This is a genomic window from Bacillus cereus G9842, assembly GCF_000021305.1.
GTDB classification, from domain to species: Bacteria; Bacillota; Bacilli; order Bacillales; family Bacillaceae_G; genus Bacillus_A; species Bacillus_A thuringiensis_S.
In genome coordinates this window covers 5,100,443-5,121,096 of the sequence record NC_011772.1, presented here as the reverse complement: position 1 = coordinate 5,121,096, position 20,654 = coordinate 5,100,443, and the positions used below count along the sequence as shown (strand labels likewise).

The following is a 20,654-nucleotide window of genomic DNA, read 5'->3' as shown; positions in this document are numbered from 1 at the left end:
TAGCGCTTTTTTTGCAGGTAGTAAAACTTCCGGTAACCGACCTGATTCAAGTTTCACTTTATACACCAAGTAATTCTTTTAGTTCGTCTGTTGATAGTTCAGTCATCCAGCTATCACTTGTGATGACCGCATTGTTTAGAGATTGTTTTCTTTCTAGCATTTCATCGATTTTTTCTTCTAATGTTCCTGTTGTAATGAGTTTGTGAACATGAACAAATCTTTTTTGACCAATGCGATATGCGCGGTCTGTTGCTTGATTTTCCACAGCTGGATTCCACCAACGATCGTAGTGAATGACATGGTTGGCAGCAGTTAAGTTTAATCCTGTTCCCCCAGCTTTTAAGGATAAGATGAAAATGTCATACGTTCCGTTTTGGAACTCCTCAATCATCTTGTCACGATCTTTTTTCGGTACACTACCGTTTAAGAAGAGGACACGCTGGCCAAATTGTTCTTCTAGCACACGTTTTAGCATGTTTCCCATGCCGATGTACTGAGTGAAGATGAGGCAACTTTCATTTTGATCTTTTATATTTTCGATGAGCTCCATTAACGTTTTTGTTTTCATAGAGCGTTCAACGACATTTTGTGGTTCTTCTTCTTTTAAATAAAGAGCAGGATGATTACAAATTTGTTTTAGCTTGTTCAACATAAGTAATATAAAGCCGCGTCTTTCAATTCCGCTTAATCCTTCTACATTTTGCAGTGTATCTTGAACAAGTTGTTCATATAAGGAAGCTTGTTCACCAGTAAGAGGACAGTAAGCTTTTTGTTCTTGTTTATCTGGTAAATTTAATGCGACTGTTTGATCTTTCTTCGTTCGGCGCAGTAAAAATGGTGAGATAAACCGTTGGACTTGCTGGATTTTTCCTTCATCACGATCTTTTTCAATCGGTGTGACGAAGCGGCGTTGGAATTGTCCTAAGCTTCCGAGATATCCATGATTAATAAAGTCGAAAATGGACCAAAGTTCAGCGAGGCGATTTTCCATTGGTGTACCAGTTAAAGCGATTTTGTGATTTGCCTGCAAGTTTCGTACTGCTTTCGACTGTTTCGTATGTGGGTTCTTAATATTTTGTGCTTCATCCAAAATAACAGCATCCCAGCATAATGAAGTCAGTTCTTCCTCATCGAGTTGAGCCAATGCATAAGATGTTAATACAACATCTGCTGATTGAAGGAAATCTTCAAATGAATTGCCCTTCTCTCTATTACTTCCGTAATGTAATTGGACACATAAATTCGGTGCGAAACGCTCAAATTCTTTTTGCCAATTTCCAAGAACAGATGTCGGCGCTACGATTAATGCAGGGCCTGTTTTGAGATTGTTTTCTTTTATATATAGTAAGTAAGAGATTGTTTGAATACTTTTCCCGAGTCCCATATCGTCAGCTAGCAATGCTCCAAATCCAAGCTTTCGTAAATATAATAACCATTCAATACCATGTTGTTGATACGGACGAAGTGTTGCGTTTAGTGAAGTAGGGACATCTACCTTTGGAATATCTCCAATATGAAGCAGCTTTTGGAATAGTTCCTCATAATATCCATCTAGTTCGATTTCAATATCAGTAAACGGACTATCATCTTCTACAATTTCTGTTTCAGCCGTATTTGATAAATGTTGCTGCAGGACATCTTTCATCTCTAGTCCGTATTTATCGGCACGGTTCATGAGTTTCCTTACTTCTTCGATAAAGGCTGGATCTAGTCGCATCCATTGACCATTTATATTAAATAGACGTTTGTTTTGTTCAACGAGCTCGAAAAATTCGCTTTCTGATAAATCAATGCCGTTCGTCGAAATGCGCCAGTCAAAATTAACGAGCGTATTCATACCGAAGAACGATTGTGTTTGTGCTGTATTTTGCTTCAACTGGACACGTAATTTCGGTTTTGTTGCTTTTAAATTTTGCCACCATGATGGTAGTAAAATTGTAATGCCGGCTGCAAGTAATTCGTTGCTTGCATCTGTTAAGAAGTTCCAAGCTTCTGTTTCAAAGAGCTCATTTCGGAATGTATCTCCTTCTTTTAACCACGGTATGAGCTTACTAAAACCTTCTTGTGTTTCTGTAATCCGTTCTTCGTAATCGTGCCATCTTTTCGGTAAGGAATCGATGTTTTCATATACATATATGCGATGAGCCCCGCGCTTTGGTGTCACAATTGTTTCAAGCTTCCACATTTCAAATTCTTCTTGTGGTTCTTGTAGTCTTAGTCCGATTGTAAACGGAAGATCATCTTCAATATAACCGATTTTTCGAAGCCAATCTTCTTCATGTAGTGCTGTTTCCAATTGTCTTTTCGTAAAGTCGTAATGTTCATATAGCCTTTTAGCATCTTCCCAGCCGTCATTTGAGCGATTATCTTGTAATATGCTTTCATTAACTGCTGCTGAGAAAAGAGATGCTAATGTATCATCTTCAATTGGTGTATTTTGAACTTTCCAAGATGGCTGTTTAGGCCAATGATTCATATCTGGTACGAAGCTACCACTCGTAAAGGCGTCCCATAATTCATTTGCATCTTTCGTAAGTGCTGTAATAGGTCCGTTTATTTGTATATGTGCAAAGGAATTCATCGGTTTGTTTGCAATGTATTCAAAGGCTTGTGCATTTGTTAGGAGCACACCTTGTTTTCCTTCGAAGGTTGCTTCTTTTAGAGAAGTACCGTAGAAAGAAGTGGAGTGCCATGTGAATGCATTTCGTTTCCAACTTTTTACGGATAATGGAGTACCGCTGTCATCTTCTCCCCAAAGGAACCAACCTTGACTAACATGCTGGAGCCTAATTGTTACTTCAGTTTGATTGATCATCGATTAATTTTCCTTTCCGTAATTCCTCTTGTAGTGCACGCAGACGTGAATGGAGATTGGCGATGTGAATAATGAAAGCATCCCATTCATCGGTGCGTTTTAATCGTTTATACAATGTACGTAATTTCTTTAAGTAACGAACTGCGCGTTTATATGATTTACGATTTCGTTCTTCAATCGCCTCTACAGCAGCAAGATGGTAAAGAGGAAGTGCCACTTCTGGCGCTTCTTTTTCAATATCTTTCAGTGGCTCTTTCAACAGCTCAATTGCTTCAAATCCATATAGGAGATGAAGCTCTGCCCATGTACGATACTGTTTTTTCGCGAGTACGTACTGTTCATAGTTTGTGAAACTATACGGTAATAGTTCTTGTAAGATCATTTCGAAACCAGCTTGTTCATTTGTATGTGTTGCATATGTTTCATACATGATTACAAATAGCCGAACGACATCTTTTATGAAAATCGTATTTTCGTGATCTTGGATCGTTTTCTTTACTTGTTTATACGTAAAGGAAAGCCAGTTTTTTGCACGATCCCAATGCATGGCACTTAATAGTTCTTCTAACCAATAGAAGTATAGACTCACAACAGAAGCAGGCTGTTTTTTTAGTAAGTCCATCGCTAGTAGATCTTCGTCATTTAAAAAGAGAAGATGAGAAGACGCTAACGCTTTAGATAGTGGATTGATTTTTGTATCGATTCGTTTTTCTTCTTCTTGTATTTTCTCTTTATTGTTTAAAAGTTCACTCCATATGTGACGATAAATGAAAAATCGCTCTTGCGTATAAGCGTCGGTAGAGAAGAATACTTCATGAACGAGACGAGCTGTTTCTTGTAAAATTATTTCAGACTCTGAAGGAATCGCTTCTGATTGTAAGTCCCGAACGATGGATTCCACTTTGTCTACAAATAGGCGAATGACATTAACAGGTTGGTGATAAGAATATGTTTTGTTTGCTTCGAATGCCTGAATTTCTTCTAATAATTTTTGAAAGCAGTAAAGTGCTGCGTGTAACCTGAATAATTCATGTATCGCAATGACACGCGGAGCTTTCCGCTCAAGTTTCGTATAGAAATCTGTAAAGATACTCATAAGAAAATACATTTGTTTATAAGTAAGCCGAGCTTGTTCTTTTTTAAATGATTCATATTCTTTTTCAAAATATGATTCCCAACTTTTATAGTCAGTTTCTTCAAAAGCTGATGATTGTAATACTTGTCTTGCAGTTCGAATAGGGGGAAGGGAAGGTTTCGTATTATTTTTAAATAAAGTTAATACATCTCCTACTTGCCCGAAACTAGACGCTGCAGATAGTAATACAGCGAGCATATGCTCACATTGTGTTGGTGCGAAGCAATCACAATAGCTTTCAGCGACGTTACGAATCGGAATATGAACGCTATATACGTTGCCTTCCGCATCTACAGTTCCTGATAGTGTATAACCATCAAAGTCAACGTTATAGACAACACCACTACGATATAGGTGCCGAGCTGTAGCGACATGTTCCTGATCAGCTGTTTGCTGTGGATCTAGTCCTTGAACGAACTCATTCGCAATCATCATAATTTCATCTTTCGTAATTGAGTGTTGCAGCATAATATTCCTCCGTACACATATTTCTTTCCTTTACCATTATAAACAAAAAATGCTCAAAACAGAAAAAATGAAATTTGGATTACATAACTTGAAAATCATGGTAATATATAAAATGTTAATTTCGTATATTACTATATATTTATAGGAGGGGAAGTTGTGTCAGATTTACAAGCGAAGTTTGGTAATGGTATGAACAAGTTGCAAGAGGGAATTGAGCAAGGAAAGATGAAGTTGCAAGTTGCACAAGAGGTTGCACAACTAAAGAAAATTACGCAGGAGAAGTTACAAGCGAAAACTGAAATTTTGTTGGAGCTTGGTCAAACTACATATATGCAACTGCGCAATGATGAAGTTCGAATAGAGGTATTGAAAGGAATTGTAGAACCGGTACAAGAGCTTGATATTGCTATTTATAACATGCGTAAGCAAATTGCTAATTTGCAGAATCAAGGTCAGAAAGGGCAGTGTAGCTGTGGTGGCTCATTATCATTAAATGATAAATTTTGTGGACAGTGCGGGAAAGAAAATGAGTTACTCCTTCAAACAAACAATGTTGAAAATAAATCATGTTCTTCATGTAGTGAACAAATCGAAACAGAAGCTATATTCTGTCCAGTTTGTGGTATGAAGCAAAGTAAGGAGTGAGGAACATGTATTGTAAAACTTGTGGTTTAGAACAGTCTGATGTATCAAATTATTGTACGCATGATGGGTCTAGTACAGGTGGTGTAGCAAGTCATATTATATTAGCGCCTAAAGACTCAAAATATTGCCGAACTTGTGGAGTGGAAAGTAAAGAAACTGCTACATATTGTGAGAAATGCGGCGATTCCTTACTAGTAGGTATTAAGAAAAAAGAAATGAAAACGAAATTACCAGACCAGGGTGTACAACTAAATGTGGGTTCATCTGGAATTGCTTTGAAAAAAGGCTTACTTGGTGGTGGTCTGGCAATTATATGCATGTTTTTGGCTGGCTGGATTAGTAGTTTAATTATCGATGCAGCGATGAATGATTTAATGAGAACGATGGTTACAAATACGAACGGTATGCTGGATATGACTACCATTAATCAATCTTTCATTGGCATAGCGCCATTAATTTTAATGTATCATTTAGCGGGTCTTGAAGTCAGTGGAAGTGGTACATACATAATGTCATTTATTCTTCATGTCCCATTGTTCATTTTATTAACTATTCCAGCACTTATATTAGGTGGAATTGGCTTTTTTGTAGAGAAAAAAAAACCGTCTATTGTTTGGCGTGAGAAGCTAGTAACAGCATGTATTATCGGTATTGTATATGGAATTTTCTTATGTGTTATAAGTTTTGTAGCAAGTTCTTCTACGACGATTTCTCAATTCTATGAAACAATGACAATTAATGTTAGTTATTCTCATATTATTAGTTTGTTGTACGGTATTATATTTGGTTTATTATTTAGCTTTATTGGCATGAGTATTGCAGCGGGACCACATCGTATGCTTTCCGCAATTAGTCAAAGTGTTCCATATGCAGCATCTATTTATTATAGTGTAGTGACTGTTTTAAAAGGATTAATCATTACATTTGGTATTATACTTATTACGATTTTATTTAGTAGTTCAAAATCAATGGGACCAATTGATTTCCCTGAGAAAACATATAAAGCATTAATTTCATTAGAAGCAACACCGTATATGTGGAATATGGCTCACTTTGCTCCAACTGCAATTGAATGGGCGAACATGGAGAAAGAAATACAGAACTATCCAGGAGGAAAAGGGCCGTTACATTTATCATATACATCAGGCATATCATTAAATGGTACGTCTTTAAAAGATGTGGCAATTGCTAATGGTGCTTCTGCTAAAGAAATTAAATATATGGATGATTTCAATTCCTACATGCATTGGTGGGGTTTATTAATTTTAATACCATGTATCTTACTATTTAGAGCTGGAATGAAATTAGCTCAATATCCAATGAAAAATATATATGTAACAATTGCGATGTTTAGTGCGGTTTATACTGTGATGATGCTTTGTGTAAATGGATTAGCAAAAATCCAAATCGAAGCTTCAGGTAGTAAGGAAATTATGAAGGAATTTACGGGGATTTCTGGTCCGCTATTATCGATTCAAAGTAGCACGATGTATTTAATAGTAGGTAGCTTTATTCTTTCTTACGTATTAGTGTTTGCTGGGATGAAGTTGGTAAAAAAATAAGGGGGAGAATCGCTTGAAGTTTTGTGGAATATGTAATGAAAAAGTTGCAGACCATTTAAATTTTTGTCCAGAGTGTGGAAGTAAGATAGAAGAAATAGCTGATCAAGCAGCTTCTTCTCGTTCAGAAATACAACGGGAAACAAAGCCGGTGAAAAGTAAGAAGAACATATTTTTACTGCTAGGTTTTCTTGTTATTTTTGCTATATTGTTCGGAGCATATAAATTTGGTGCAAGCAAGTTTTCAAAGGAAAAACAAGTAAACGTTATGATTGAGGCGTTTCAAAAGAAAGATGCGAATGCAATTGATGAGTTTGTAAAGGTAGATGATCCGAGCTTAAAGATTAAGGCAGAGGATATTAAGGCATATATCCGTTATTTAAAAGACAACCCTTCATATAATAAAGAGCTGCTGTCTTATTTACAAAGAGAGACAGTGGATCAAAAACTAGCAAGTGATAAAGCATCGTTTAAAGATGGACAAATTATAGAAGACGGAAAAGAATGGTTTTTATATCCGAAGTATAAATTTAGCATGAAATCGTATTATATGAATGTAAGTACAACTGCGAAGAATGCAGAAATATATGTGAATGATAAGAAAGAAGTAGAATTGTCTAATGACAAAACTTCAAAAGAAATTGGTCCATATTTTCCGGGTTCTTACGTTGTAAAGGCAAAAGCAAAGTCAGAGTTAACTGAGTTAGAAACAGAAAAAGAAGTAGATTTAGCAGATGAAAAAAGTGCGAAGGTAGATGTAAATTTATCATTAGAAGGCAATTATGTAACAATTTCCTCTGATGAAAATGATGCAAATGTAGTTGTGAATGGTAAGAAGCGTGGGAAGTTAAGCCGCGGAAGTTATAAACTTGGTCCTGTACCAACAGATGAAACGGTAGAAGTGCATTTAGAGAAAAATGCTGAGTTTGGCTTAATTAAATCAGAAAGCGTTAAAGTTGGAGACCAAAGCACCTATTACTTAAAATTCCCGAAAGAAACATCAAGTTCAGCAGTGGGCGAATTTGTAAAAAATCATATTTATGATAACGTACGTGCAATTTCATTAAATGATTTTAGTTTAATTGAAAATAATTATGATAAGAGCGGGAAATCGTATAAGGAAGACCGTGATTATATACAGTATTTACACAAAAAAGGAATTACAGAAGACTTATTAACGATGGAAGTTCGTAATGTAGAGCGTCAAAGTGATACGAAATATAAAGTAACGACATATGAAGAGTATCATATTCGTTACGGTGATGGATCTGTGAAGTTCAAAAGTTTTAACAACGAACATATTGTAACTGTGAATGGAAATGGAAAGATGTTGTATCATTCTCTTGGTGCAAATAATACGTTGAAATCAGAAGATGTATCTGGTCCAACTCGTTAATATGAGAGAGGCTGTTCAATATTTGAACAGCCTCTTTTTATAGCTAAATCGATATTTCGTGTCAAACCGTTGATATATCGTAAGTTATGATAGATATAATTGAAAAATCGTTGATATATTGCGATTTATGATAGATATATTCGGAAAATCGTTGATATCTTTTTTTACAATTATGAGTGCGTTTCCTTTAATATCGCTTGTACATATGGATCATGTAATATTTGCTCTATAATTGGTAACATGTTTTGTTCAAATGGAATGTCGATAGGAAATGGCTTTTGAGAGCCTGGTTTTATTCCATATTGCACAATTTTGTAATGTGTATTTTTTTCTGACTTGAGCACAATTAGCTTATAGCGATTATCATCGCCAGCGAGTGAGAAATCAATAGAAGTAGCGTTATATGTTACTTCATCTTTATATATGTACGGTTTTGGCGTACCAATCCAGTCTATTTTTGCTTGTACATTCATGGGCATAGCCTCCTCATATGTATTATAAATAAATAAAAGCCAGCTCTCAATAAAGAGAACCGGCTTGTAATTTAGCAGTCATTGGTTATTTTAAAATTTTCACTTTAACAGTTTTGCGGCCCCATTTTTGAGCAGCACTATCTGATCCAAGTAAGATATCGATACGGTTACCTTTAATTGCACCACCAGTATCTCCAGCGATAGCTTCTCCGTAACCTTCTACCCATACTTTAGATCCTAATGGGATTACTTTCGGGTCAACAGCAATCATTTTCATGTTTGGATTCGCAGTTAAATCATGACCCATTGCAGTTAATACACGGCCGCCATATGTGCCACCGTTTTCGCTCGGATGAGCTGTATATGCTGTAGCTACAACTGTTAACTCACGACCACCAGATGGTTCGCTAGTTTCAGCAGCTTTCACAGTAGGCTTAGCAGCTGGTTTTGCTTGTGCTGCAGGTGTGTGAGCCTTAGCTGGTGCTTCAGCTTTAGCAGGAGCAGTTGTTTCTTGTTTCTCAATTACAGGTGCTGTACCTGTTAAGAAAGGAACATGAACATAAGCTGTTTTCCCGTTATATTCAAATTGTAACCACTCATTTTGTACTTGGTTCGTTGTTTCGATTACATCGTCTTTCTTCAACTTTCCAAGAATTTCTGAGTTTGTGTTCGCTTCAGCACGTACGTTTAATACGTTAGCTGTTACGTAGTAGATGCTTTTTGTGAACTCTGCACTTACGAATGCGTCTTTACCGTCTAAAGTAACTTTTGACCATCCGTTCTCTGTATTTTGAACATCTATTTTATTACCGTTTAGTAATTTACCGACAACTTTTGATTCAGTAGTAGGGTTTTCGCGTACGTTTAGTACGTCTGTTGTTACAACAGTTTCTGCATTAGCAGATGATGTGAAAATCCCAAGACCAAAAACTGCTGCTGTTGCTATTCCAATTAATTTTTTCATGATAGCCTCCATTGCGTTTGTTTTCGTGTCCTCATTATAGCAACAGATTTTTTCGGATTTGGGGAAAACACACAATTACAAACCATTCGTAATCAGTCGTTAACATCCTGTAATATAACAAAAAATATAGGAAAGCGTTTTTCATTCTATATGACTCATAGGTTGCTGGTTATATTCAAAATATTTAATACAACATATTTTTTTCGACGTAAATAAAAATATTACAGGAATGTTACATGATGTTTACTAAACGATTACATTCCTTGAGTATTTTACCGTTTTATGGGTAATATAGTTATATAAACATAAACATTTTGTTTGTGAAGCTATAAACACGTGCTATATACTAGCAAAAAAACCGCATAATTGTTACAAAACGAAAGGGTTGCAAGGAAGAAATTCGCCCTTTTTTACATATGTAACACATCCTTTTTTAGGAAAATACATTCCTATCCGCGTTTTTCTCACACAATTTGACAGCAGTATTTCTAACTTGTAGCTCTTGCAGAGTGAAAAGGTTATACGAAAGGTAAGGCTGTCTATAAGAATTCGAATTGGTGAAGGTGAAAGTAAGAAAATCACCGCAAAATTATAGTTTTCTATCCGATTTTACATATCGAAATTTATGTTATTTATAAAAGCGAAACCTACGAAGGGGGATTTGATGAGGAAACTGACAAAAACATTCATCGTTTCATTAACATTATGTATTGCATTTACAATTTGGGGGATTATTCCCGAATCTATTATTGGAAAAGGTAGCTTAGGAAATGTAACAACTGCAATTCAAACTGCATTAGTTAGTAAGTTTGGGTGGTTTTATATTATTTCCGTTTCTATTATTTTAGGTGTGTCTATCTTTTTAATTGTTTCGAAATACGGTTCTATTCGTTTAGGTAAAGATGATGACGAACCTGATTATAGTTATATGACATGGTTTGCTATGCTATTTAGTGCTGGTATGGGTATCGGCTTAGTTTTCTGGGGCGTTGCTGAACCATTAAACCATTTGTACGCACCTCCGTTTGGAGAAGGTGCAACTGAGGAAAGTGCGCGCCTTGCATTGCGTTTTTCATTTTTCCATTGGGGATTACATCCTTGGGGACTATATGCGTTTGTAGCGTTATGTATTGCTTATTTTACCTTTAGAAAAGGAAAAGCAAGTACGATTAGTGCGACGGTAGGTCCGTTATTTAAGGGCGGGGAACACGGGCGTATTGCTCATTCATTTGATGTGTTAGCTGTTTTCGCAACTGTGTTTGGTGTTGCAACTTCATTAGGTCTCGGTGCAAAACAAATTGCAGGTGGTGTTAGCTATTTAACATCTATTCCGAATTCATTAACGACACAGTTAGTTATTATTGCAATCGTAACAGTTCTTTTCATGTTATCTGCACAAACAGGTCTTGATAAAGGAATTAAATATTTAAGTAATACGAACATTATTTTTGCATTTGCACTTATGATCATTGTATTATTTGCAGGTCCAACAAACTTTATTATGAATTACTTCACTTCAACAATAGGTTCTTATATTCAGGAATTGCCAAGTATGAGTTTCCGTTTAAGTCCATTGGATGAAGGCGGAAATCAATGGATTCAGTCATGGACAATTTTCTATTGGGCATGGTGGATTGCATGGTCACCGTTCGTAGGTACGTTTATTGCTCGTGTTTCACGAGGTCGTACAATTCGTGAGTTTGTTATCGGTGTGTTACTTGTACCGACCGTAATCGGTGCGCTTTGGTTCTCCGTTTTCGGCGGGACTGGTATTCACATGGAGCTGTTTGGTGATGCACATATCTTTGAAAAAATTAAAGAGATGGGAACAGAAGTAGGATTGTTTGCTATGTTCGATCAGATGGGAAGCTTTGGATCAGCTTTATCTGTTTTAGCGATTCTTCTTATTTCTACATTCTTTATTACATCGGCAGACTCTGCAACATTTGTTTTAGGAATGTTAACGACACATGGTAGTTTAAACCCACCAAATCGTATTAAAATGATTTGGGGTATCGTTCTAGCCGCGATAGCTTCTACCTTATTATATATTGGCGGATTAGAAGCCTTACAAACGGCAGCTATCATTGCAGCATTCCCATTCGTCTTTGTTATTTTCTTTATGATGGCAGCATTATTTAAAGAGTTACAAAAAGAAGGACGTATGAAGCGTCATTAATAATAGAAGGAAAAGAGCTGATTTTATATCAGCTCTTTTTTTATCCCTCTATTTGCTGAGCAGTAAGAACCCCACCTCAAAATTCAGCAAAAGCAAATAAATCGAGCTGCTTGTAAAAGCCCGATTGGTGATGGCTAATGAAAGTTTCACTTTATATAGAAGGAATTTGAAATGCGGGTAGGGGAAATAAAATACTTTACTATATAAGTAGTATGCCCTTTATATGAAGAAAAAACGATAGGTTTCGACAATATTCGATACCTTACGAATTCTATTCGTATTTTTGTCAAAAATATGTCGGAAATGTGTTGTCACTTTTATGTATATGTGCTATATTATTTCCTGTAAGCGATTTCAAATAGTTTTAAAGCGCATTCAAGGGGGACATCTAGAATAATGAAACGTTACGAAAGAAAGTGGAAGCATATTTGTTTGAAACGTGTGGCACATCGTAGTGTCCAAGAAAGCACGGAACCTAAGACTGAAACGCGCAAAGAACAGCAAGAGAAGCAATTGGTTCTACAAAAATAGCAATCACTTTTTCGTATATAAATGAAGGTCGATCGTTCGTTGGGGGATGGACGTGAAATTACTTTCAGCTAAGGGGTATTGTCTGATATATAATTTATACGGCAATAAATAAGCACAGAGCATACGGCGCTCTGTGCTTATTTTTATTTATCTTTTTTAAATCGAACTGTCTTATCCCAGCCGATGACTTGTTTCTTGCTCTTTGCACGTAAATATAAGATTAAGCTGCGAATAAATAAGTACGTAAAGAGCTGTGCATACGTAAAGTACATAATAACGCTAATAAAAATATTAGTCGGTGTAAAGGTTCGTTCGACACTCTGGGCACTAAATAATTGTGAAACATATGTAATATATGCTACATACCACATAAATAGTAGCGGAATGCTATATTGAATTTGGAATATCCCGAGTAGCCCAATTACAAACCAAACGTTTGAAATGATTAGGAATAGCCAAAATACAACATACACTAGAACTTGTTGTAAGGAATGAACGAGCAGTTTTCCTTTAAAGAAACTTAATGACGAGAACATTTTTTCTAAAATGTATAAATTTCCTTGGAGCCAACGTGTACGTTGTTTAATAAGAATTTTTAAATGCTCTGGTTCTTGTTCCCAAGTAACTGATTCTGGGACGATTGGTAAGAGATAACCTTTTTGGGTAATTCGTAATGTTAATTCAGCATCTTCTGCAATTGCATAAGGGTCATAGCCGTAGGGTAAGAACCCAGCGCCTTAAGACCTCTCGGTCTTAGGTTTCCGAGAACTCCCCCCCGAACCGTACGTACCCCTCTCAAGGTATACGGCTCTCCGTCTCTTCAGTCTAGCTTCCCGTTATGCAGGTCACGATGACACTTTCGACAAAGTATCATTGTTTTACGGTTCCTTGCTATCATCTGTCTTTCCCATTTCTTTTTCCCTTTAAGGTTCTTTAACTTTCGAACATGATGAACTTCCATTGAGCCTTCTTCAGCCTTACACCATTCACATTGATTAGCCATCAACCTTTGAATAAGCGATGTTCGGGATTGGTAGGATACTTCCGAAGGAAGTTTTTCTATATCCTTTTTAGTTATAGGAGCTTTATTCCTACGAAATCCCTTATCATAAAGCACTTCCGTTTTCTTGCCGGACTTTATCTTATAACTGACTTGGAATATTCCATTCACCATAAATTTTTGTTTAGCTTTTCCTAAGGTAGTACGGTACTTATTTGCTAAGGTTTTATACATAGAGTACTCCAGGAGATACTTATAACTGTTTAAATGGCACACATTCACTGCCAGTTGATAATATTGATAGGTTCCACGTATTTGAGCGTTATAGTTCCTTAAAATCTCAAGAGGCACTAATTTAATTAACTCTGGACGGTGAATTGGTTTCCATTGACCTGTCTTTTGGTTGATTTTTATTACCCCTTTTTTAAATAGGCGACTATAAACAAGATCAGTAGGCATATATAGTTCACACTTTAGTGAGAATGCTCTTGTTTTTATTCCATCACTTCGTCGTTTGGAATGGAAATCTCGTCCAACTTTAACGTCGTAGCCTAAAAATCTAGCTTTATTTCTTGTGTTTGTTATAAGTGTTTTCTCCTCGGATAACGTTAGCTTAAGTTTAGATTTCAAGAAATTAGCGATGTCTTTCTTTGCTCTATTCGCATCTTCCTTACTCCCAATAACTCCAATTAAAAAATCATCGGCGTATCTCACATATTGAATTCGTTTATAATTCTCATCCATTGGATATCCTTGGGGCGTGTGTTCTCTTTCAGCTAATAACTCACGTATTTTATTAGTCAGCTCTTTTTCTCGTACTTCATCTTTTTCTTTAGCTTCCCTTAGTTTCTTCTTAGCCTTATTTATCTGATGTTGGATTTTAGAGTAGGTTGGATTTGTCCTTCTAATCTTTCCTACATCAAAAGTTGACTTATACTGATTCATAAAATTATCTAATTCATTTAAATAAATATTCGCTAATAAAGGGCTAAGTATACCACCTTGCGGTGTACCACTAAACGTCTTATGGAACTTCCAGTCTTCTAAGTAACCGGCTCTAAGAAACTTCCATATAAGCGCAATAAATTGTTCATCATCTATCCTCTTCCTTAGAGTATGGATAAGGATATGATGATTAATATTGTCAAAAAAACCTTCAATATCGCCCTCAATAAACCATCTACTCCCAGTAAACGTGCTTTTCACCTGAAATAAAGCTGTATGGCAGCTCTTTTCAGGGCGGAAACCATGAGATAACTTACTAAAAGTCGGTTCATAGATAGATTCTAGTAGGTTTTTTATGACTTCTTGGACTAACTTATCTTCTACGGAAGGTATGCCTAACGGACGCTTTTTTCCATTTTTCTTTGGAATATAAACTCTTCTTACTGGTTTTGGCTGATACGAATAATCTCTTAATTTATCAATTAATTCCGAGATTCTTCTTTCAGACATTCCGTCAATGGTTTTTCCATCTGTTCCAGCAGTCATATTTCCTTCGCTAGCGTATATGTTTTGGTAGGCTTCAAGGAAAAATAATGGATTGTACAGATTTCGATATAATTTCTTGTATTTGTACCCTGCTTTCTTACTGTGAGATGCTAGATTTTCTAATACGATTTTTGGGCTTCGCAAGAGCCTCACGCCCCTTCCCAATTTAATATTAGTCGAAAAGACTGTTCTCCTTCGCCTTGTACGAGGCTTTCCCTCGCTCTGACTACTACGAGAACTCCGTTACCATATTGGATTTTCATGAGCCACATACCTTGCTTTTCACACTTGGTATCATCCTCAATAGCCTCCTTACAAGGCGCTCCAAGTTAGGTAATCCCCATTTAGTACATATAGAGACTAGACTAATTATGATGTCGGATGCCACTTTCGTCCGTTACTTGTTATTCAAGTTAGTCAGTCTTTGGTCTGCCATACGTAACACGTATGTTCAATGGAAACTTCGGCAATATTTCCATTCTTAGACTGCGAAGCGTTTCAATGACCCTGCACTTCGGGCGACGATACTCCACTTTGGACTATGGTTCAAGCAGTTTAGCCTTCATCCTTATTCATAACATTTTTACCTTGCCCCTCAGTCGTACCTAGGTCATTTTGGTAACTTAGGGCTTTCCTTGCATGCTCTGGTCCCCTCCGGGTTTCCCCTTCTAGGTAAGCAAGGTGGTAAATGGGTTAAGCACAGACTCCCATCTCTTGTCTAAGGAGATTCTCTACATGCCCGTATGGGCGCACACCAAGCTCATCTAGTGCAGAGCGACGAAGAAGCATGTTTGTTCCTGTCAGTGAACCCGTTTGGAATAGTAACCAGCGTCCAGATTGCATAAGGAGCTGGAAGATTTGAAATTCTAGCGAAATCATTCGCGTCAGCCAGTTTCTTTTTTCATTTACAGTACGAACGTGTCCAACTGCTCCAACCGCATCTTCAGTTGTTTCAGCGTGCTCTACAAGCATTCGCAGTGCGTGTGGTTCAGGTTGGTTATCTGCATCGTAAACACAGAAGTATTCACCATCTGAAATACTAAGCCCATAGTTTAGTACACGTGATTTACCCTTCGGTTCACCGGAGGGAACACGAATGTGGCGAATATGAGCATAAGCTTTGTCGAAATCATCGCCGATTTCAGGTGTTTCATCTTGAGAGTTATCATTTAATAAATAAATAGTTAGCTTTCCTGGATATTCAATCTTCGCCATCGCCTCTAAAGTATCTTTAATAACGACCCCCTCGTTATGGGCAGGTATGAAAATATCGACGCTAGGATAATGTTCTAGTGTACGATCTTTTCGTTTGCTATTTCGGTGAATTAAACCCGCGATTGTTAAGAAAGAGTAGTAAACGAGTAAGCCAGAGAATAGAAAGGCCGTAAAAATAAGTACATATTTAATTGAAAATGTGATACTGATCCAAAAAACGAGTACGCAAAACAGAAGAAATAAAAGAAGTATAACGAGAGTCATCATAACAATGTCTGTCCTTTGTTTCCAATTTGCTCGCGTGAAATTTTTATATCTTGGATTGCTTCAGCTGCAAGCCATTTTTCTAATTTTGGCTGTAGACGGTTCATTACTATATCTGCACCAGCCTCATTTGTGTTCTGTAATAAAATAACTAATGTACTCTCATCATATTCAGCAGCAAGGTCAAAATCATTCCTTACCGTTTCAACTAATAAGGAAGCTACACGATCCATAACACTTTCCTTCGTATATTTACTAAAGGAAGTGAAATCAAAGTAAACGATAACGCCTGTTTCATTACGACGATTCATTGCAGTCGTTAATAACGCTTGGCGTCTCTCGAATTCTTGTCTAGTTAATAATTTTGATTCTCCAATATATTGTTCCAACGTTCTCACACGCTCAGTTAAAGTTTTATTTTCATGAATCACTTTTTTCAATAGGTGAGTTGTTATATATACAATGAAGAAGTTAGCTACCATCAGGAAGTGGGTAATCATATATTGCCATTGATCTGATGTACTCCATAAATGAAGCCATGCTTGATAAAATAAATAAAATACGGAAATAATGGTTCCTAGTATGAAGAAAATAAATGCTGTTTTATCAGCTAAAAATAAGAATAGTACATTTACGATTACGTATATTATTGTAAAAATGAGCGCATGCTCATAATTCGTCACATGTACAGTAGTAAAATAAAATACAATTTGTAGAATCCACATAGAGAGGATTTTATAGAACTTATCTTTCACAAAACTTTCCTCCTTAAAGCTATTTCATCCATAGATACTTGTAGTATGCGCAATTATTAAGAAATTGACTATGTCGTTAAATTCTTTTGAAGGGCAACAACAAGTAGTATCTCTATTTTCATAAGAAAAATAAAAAGACTTAAACATTATTGTATCATAATGTCCTCATATTTGGGATAAGGTGATTGATAGATACATAAAAGGCGTTTGGAGTGCATGAAAAAAGTCTTCTCTTGGAGAAAGAGAAGACTCTATATAAGTTTATAGGAACATCATACCTGCAACTGCTGCATTTAAGAAGTTAGCTAATGTACCAGCGATAACTGCTTTAATCCCTAATTGTGCAATTTGTTTACGGCGAGTAGGAGCTAGCGTTCCTGTTACACCTAATTGAATTGCAATAGAAGAGAAGTTTGCGAATCCACAGATTGCGAATGTTAAAATTAGATTTGTTTTGTCAGAGAACTCTGCCATATGTGGTCCTAAGTTTGCGTATGCAACGAATTCGTTGATTGCAAGTTTTTGACCGATAAAGCTTGCTGCTTGTACAGCTTCACCTGGAGAAACCCCGATTAAGATTGCAAATGGTGATAATAAGTAACCGAAGATTAAATCAAGGCTAAGTTTAATATGGAATAAAGACCCAACTAATCCTAATAGACCATTTAATAAAGCGATTAATGCAATGAAAGCCATTAACATTGCTGCTACGTTAATAACAAGTTGCATACCTTCAGATGCACCACGTGCAGCTGCGTCGATAACGTTTGCGTCTTCACGTTCTGTAGAAAGTTCAACGTTATTATCTACTTTTTCTGTCTCTGGCATGATTAGTTTCGCAATTAATAAGCTTGATGGAGCTGCCATAATTGCAGCTGCTAATAAGTGCTCTAACGGAATACCCATTGCTGCATAGCCGACAAGAACTGATCCGGCAACAGCTGTCATACCGCTTACCATAATAGTGAAGAATTCACTATTTGTTAAGCGTGCTAAGTAAGGTTTAATTAAGATTGGAGCTTCAGTTTGTCCTAAAAATACAGTCGTTACTGAGTTTAAGCTTTCTGCTTTAGAAGTTCCAAGAAGTTTACTTAATGCACCACCAACGACGCTAACAAATTTCTGCATAATACCGAAATGATATAAGATTGCTACTAATGAACTAATAAATACGATTGGAAGTAGTGCTTGAATAAAGAATACAAATCCCCAAGGTCCTTTTGCGTTGACTAAATCCCCAGCAACGAACTTAATTCCCTCGTAAGAAAAATTAATTAATCCTTGAACACCGTCAGCAGCGTGTTTTAAACCTGCTTTACCAGCATCCCATCGTAATACGATAAATGAAAATGACATTTGTAATGCTAGCGCAATTAAAATTGTGCGCCAATTAATAGCTTTGCGGTTGGAAGATAGTAAGAAAGCAATTGCTAATACTCCAATCACGCCGCCAATTCCCCATAAAAGATTCATGCAGTGTATGCTCCTTCCTCATAGTAAAAACAGTGTATAAACCAGTTGTCTATACATTTACGAATATAACATCTTAAGTAACTTATCATAATGGACATCGGAGGTCAAACGTCTAATGAAAAGTTTAAATAAAAAGAAAATTCTTCAAAAAAACACATATAAAATAAATAGACATGAAATAGGTTATGTTTTTTATGAAAATATATACATTATGATAACGTTATGCATTGTTTTTGCAGAATAAAGTGTATGAAATAGAAGAATGGATACATTATTTTTGTAGAGAGAAACTAGGGGAAAGGGAGTAATGTGTTGAACTCGTAACAAAAAAGCCTTCTAGTAAACTAGAAGGCTTTGAAACTATTAATTAAGGTGCTTTCGTGTATCCTAAGAAGTGGCTCTTCCAATAAGAGTTACTTAATGAAGCGATTGCTACACCTTTATCTCCAGCTTGGATAAATGATCCGCCCCCAAGGTAAATACCCATGTGAGAAGGACCAGATTTATAAGTGTTTTGGAAATAAATTAAGTCACCAGGTTGTGGACTTGAAGTTTTTGGTAGGCTACTCCAATATCCCGCAACACTTTGACGGCTAATGTTATGACCAGATTTCTTAAATACATGGTAGATGTAGCCACTGCAGTCTACGCCGTTAGCAGAAGTTCCGCCCCAAACGTATGGTACACCTTGCATTGATTTTGCATATGCAAGTACGGAAGAACTGTCGCCACTATTATTGCCTGTATTATTATTGTTGTTGTTGTTATTGTTTTGATTGTTATTTTGGTTATTGTTAGGCTTATTATCTACTGCGCCTCCAACTGGTGTTTTAGATAGGTAACGTGTTCCGATATAACCAGTTTGACCGTTGTAGTTAATTTTGCTCCATCCAGAGTTTTCAGAGATTACTTGAACCTTCTGTCCTTGTGGAAGTGCACCTATGATTCTATAATTTGTACCTTCGCCGCTACGTACATTTAGTGCAGAAGCATTAATGTAGTAGTCGCCAATTGCACCTTGGTTAGGTTTTTCAGGTTGTTTTGGTTGCTCAGGAGTAGTAGTACCACCTTTAACGAATTTTACAAATTCGCTACTAACAAAGCCTGTTTTTCCTTGGTAATTTACTTTAAACCAACCGTTTTCAGATCCAACTACGTTTAATGTTGTACCGTTTAAAACACCACCAATTACACTATGGTAAGCAGCAGGGCCTGTACGAACACGTAAAGATGTAGCGTTAACCACGTAAGAACCGCCAGTTTGAATAGTTCCATTATTATTGTTTTGCTCTTGTTTGTTGCCTTCTGTAACGTTTTCGTTAGAACCGCCTTTTGTTACGTAGTCTTTGCTTATATAAGCAGTTTGTCCTGCGTAATTGATTTTGAACCAATCTTGAACTTCGCCAACAACTTGTACTACTTGTCCTTTTGTAACAGAACCTACAGTTGTGTGAGAAGTACTAGGACCTGTACGAACACGAAGGGAAGATACATTTACTGTATAGTTTCCGCTTGCTGGTTTTACTTCTTGGTTGTTATTGTTATTATTCGTATTGTTGTTTGAAGAACCCGCATTAGAAGAAACGCCAGATACGAATTCGCCACTTACATAACCTACTTGTCCATTATGGTTAATTTTCACCCAACCATTTTCTTGTCCAATTACGTTTAATGTTTGTCCTGCATATACACGTCCAGAAACAGAACTAGAAGTGTTAGGAGCTGTACGTACACGTAATACATCAGCAGTAACTTTATTGTTTCCGCCTGTGCTTACATTGTTGTTTGTTGCTCCACTTTTTAATACAAATTCGCCACTAACAAAGCCTGTTTTTCCGTTAATGTTAATTTTGAACCAACCATTTTCTTCGCCAATCACGTTTAGTGATTGACCGTTATAAACGCGTGAGATGATGTCGTGAGAAGTGCTTGATCCCGCACGAACATGTAATACGCTCGCGTTTACCTTATAAGATGAGTCGTTTGATGCAGAAGCTTGGACAGTTGTAGCAGCTTTTTGTGTATTTTGTTCAGGTGCAGCTTGAACACTATCAAGTGTAGGTGCTGCTCCTCCTGCTACAGACACTGCCGCAAGACCGGCAAGATACTTTTTCATAATTTGTCGATTCCTTTCTGTCTGTAATGTAGTGAAGAAATATTTACCAACTGTTAAAAATTCTAAAGAGCATGTCGATTACTGTCAAGACTTATGTAGGAATCTGAATATGACAAAAAGATTACAAAAAAAAATCAAGGCATAAATTTACACCTTGATTTCCATTTAAATGTAT

General features: G+C 36.6%; 12 protein-coding genes and 2 pseudogenes. 4 read left to right on the top strand and 10 right to left on the bottom strand.

Annotation, left to right across the window (positions count from 1 at the left end; all coding sequences use genetic code 11):
- Positions 1-58 precede the first annotated feature (58 nt).
- On the bottom strand, positions 59-2,815 hold the full coding sequence (locus tag BCG9842_RS25960) for a DEAD/DEAH box helicase (protein ID WP_000610094.1): 2,757 nt from the start codon (positions 2,813-2,815) through the stop codon (positions 59-61).
- Positions 2,799-4,418, bottom strand: a complete 1,620-nt coding sequence (locus BCG9842_RS25955; RefSeq protein ID WP_000939138.1) for an SWIM zinc finger family protein — start codon at positions 4,416-4,418, stop codon at positions 2,799-2,801. Before BCG9842_RS25955 ends, BCG9842_RS25960 begins: the two co-directional genes overlap by 17 nt.
- 156 nt (positions 4,419-4,574) lie before the next feature.
- Between BCG9842_RS25955 and BCG9842_RS25950 the strand changes: the two genes are divergently transcribed.
- From BCG9842_RS25950 to BCG9842_RS25940, 3 genes are read left to right on the top strand one after another with little or no spacing between them, the layout of a single operon-like run.
- A complete protein-coding gene (locus BCG9842_RS25950) occupies positions 4,575-5,063 on the top strand; it encodes a zinc ribbon domain-containing protein (RefSeq protein WP_001281738.1) in 489 nt (162 codons plus the stop codon).
- Between the two features lie 5 nt (positions 5,064-5,068).
- A complete protein-coding gene (locus BCG9842_RS25945) occupies positions 5,069-6,625 on the top strand; it encodes a zinc ribbon domain-containing protein (protein ID WP_000271608.1) in 1,557 nt (518 codons plus the stop codon).
- Between the two features lie 13 nt (positions 6,626-6,638).
- Positions 6,639-8,018 carry a zinc ribbon domain-containing protein gene (locus tag BCG9842_RS25940; RefSeq protein ID WP_000666856.1) on the top strand — a complete coding sequence of 460 codons (1,380 nt, stop codon included), beginning with the start codon at positions 6,639-6,641 and terminating at the stop codon, positions 8,016-8,018.
- A 170-nt stretch (positions 8,019-8,188) separates the two neighbouring features.
- Here the strand turns inward: BCG9842_RS25940 and BCG9842_RS25935 are convergent, their stop codons facing one another.
- Positions 8,189-8,491, bottom strand: a complete 303-nt coding sequence (locus BCG9842_RS25935; RefSeq protein ID WP_001102514.1) for a DUF3910 family protein — start codon at positions 8,489-8,491, stop codon at positions 8,189-8,191.
- Positions 8,492-8,576: 85 nt separating this feature from the next.
- Positions 8,577-9,455: a cell wall-binding protein EntA gene (locus BCG9842_RS25930; protein WP_000733338.1), complete on the bottom strand. Its 879-nt coding sequence runs from the start codon at positions 9,453-9,455 to the stop codon at positions 8,577-8,579.
- A 664-nt stretch (positions 9,456-10,119) separates the two neighbouring features.
- Here BCG9842_RS25930 and opuD point away from each other — a divergent pair.
- Positions 10,120-11,634: a glycine betaine transporter OpuD gene (opuD, locus tag BCG9842_RS25925; RefSeq protein WP_001230116.1), complete on the top strand. Its 1,515-nt coding sequence runs from the start codon at positions 10,120-10,122 to the stop codon at positions 11,632-11,634.
- A gap of 674 nt (positions 11,635-12,308) precedes the next feature.
- Here the strand turns inward: opuD and BCG9842_RS25915 are convergent.
- The 6 genes and pseudogenes from BCG9842_RS25915 to BCG9842_RS25890 form a co-directional block, all read right to left on the bottom strand.
- Positions 12,309-12,881 (bottom strand): annotated as a pseudogene (locus tag BCG9842_RS25915) (glycosyltransferase); the annotation flags it as partial.
- 104 nt (positions 12,882-12,985) lie between these two features.
- A complete protein-coding gene (gene ltrA / locus BCG9842_RS25910; RefSeq protein ID WP_001257375.1) occupies positions 12,986-14,800 on the bottom strand; it encodes a group II intron reverse transcriptase/maturase in 1,815 nt (604 codons plus the stop codon).
- A 582-nt stretch (positions 14,801-15,382) separates the two neighbouring features.
- A pseudogene (locus BCG9842_RS25905) lies at positions 15,383-16,138 on the bottom strand (glycosyltransferase family 2 protein); the annotation flags it as partial.
- Positions 16,135-16,890 (bottom strand): diguanylate cyclase, encoded by a 756-nt coding sequence (locus BCG9842_RS25900; RefSeq protein ID WP_000653230.1) that lies wholly within the window; start codon positions 16,888-16,890, stop codon positions 16,135-16,137. The gene BCG9842_RS25900 and the pseudogene BCG9842_RS25905, both read right to left, overlap by 4 nt.
- 261 nt (positions 16,891-17,151) lie before the next feature.
- Entirely contained in the window at positions 17,152-18,363 is a 1,212-nt protein-coding gene (locus BCG9842_RS25895; protein ID WP_001051018.1) for a NupC/NupG family nucleoside CNT transporter, read from the bottom strand.
- A 367-nt stretch (positions 18,364-18,730) separates the two neighbouring features.
- A complete protein-coding gene (locus tag BCG9842_RS25890) occupies positions 18,731-20,479 on the bottom strand; it encodes a C40 family peptidase (protein ID WP_000760262.1) in 1,749 nt (582 codons plus the stop codon).
- Positions 20,480-20,654 lie beyond the last annotated feature (175 nt).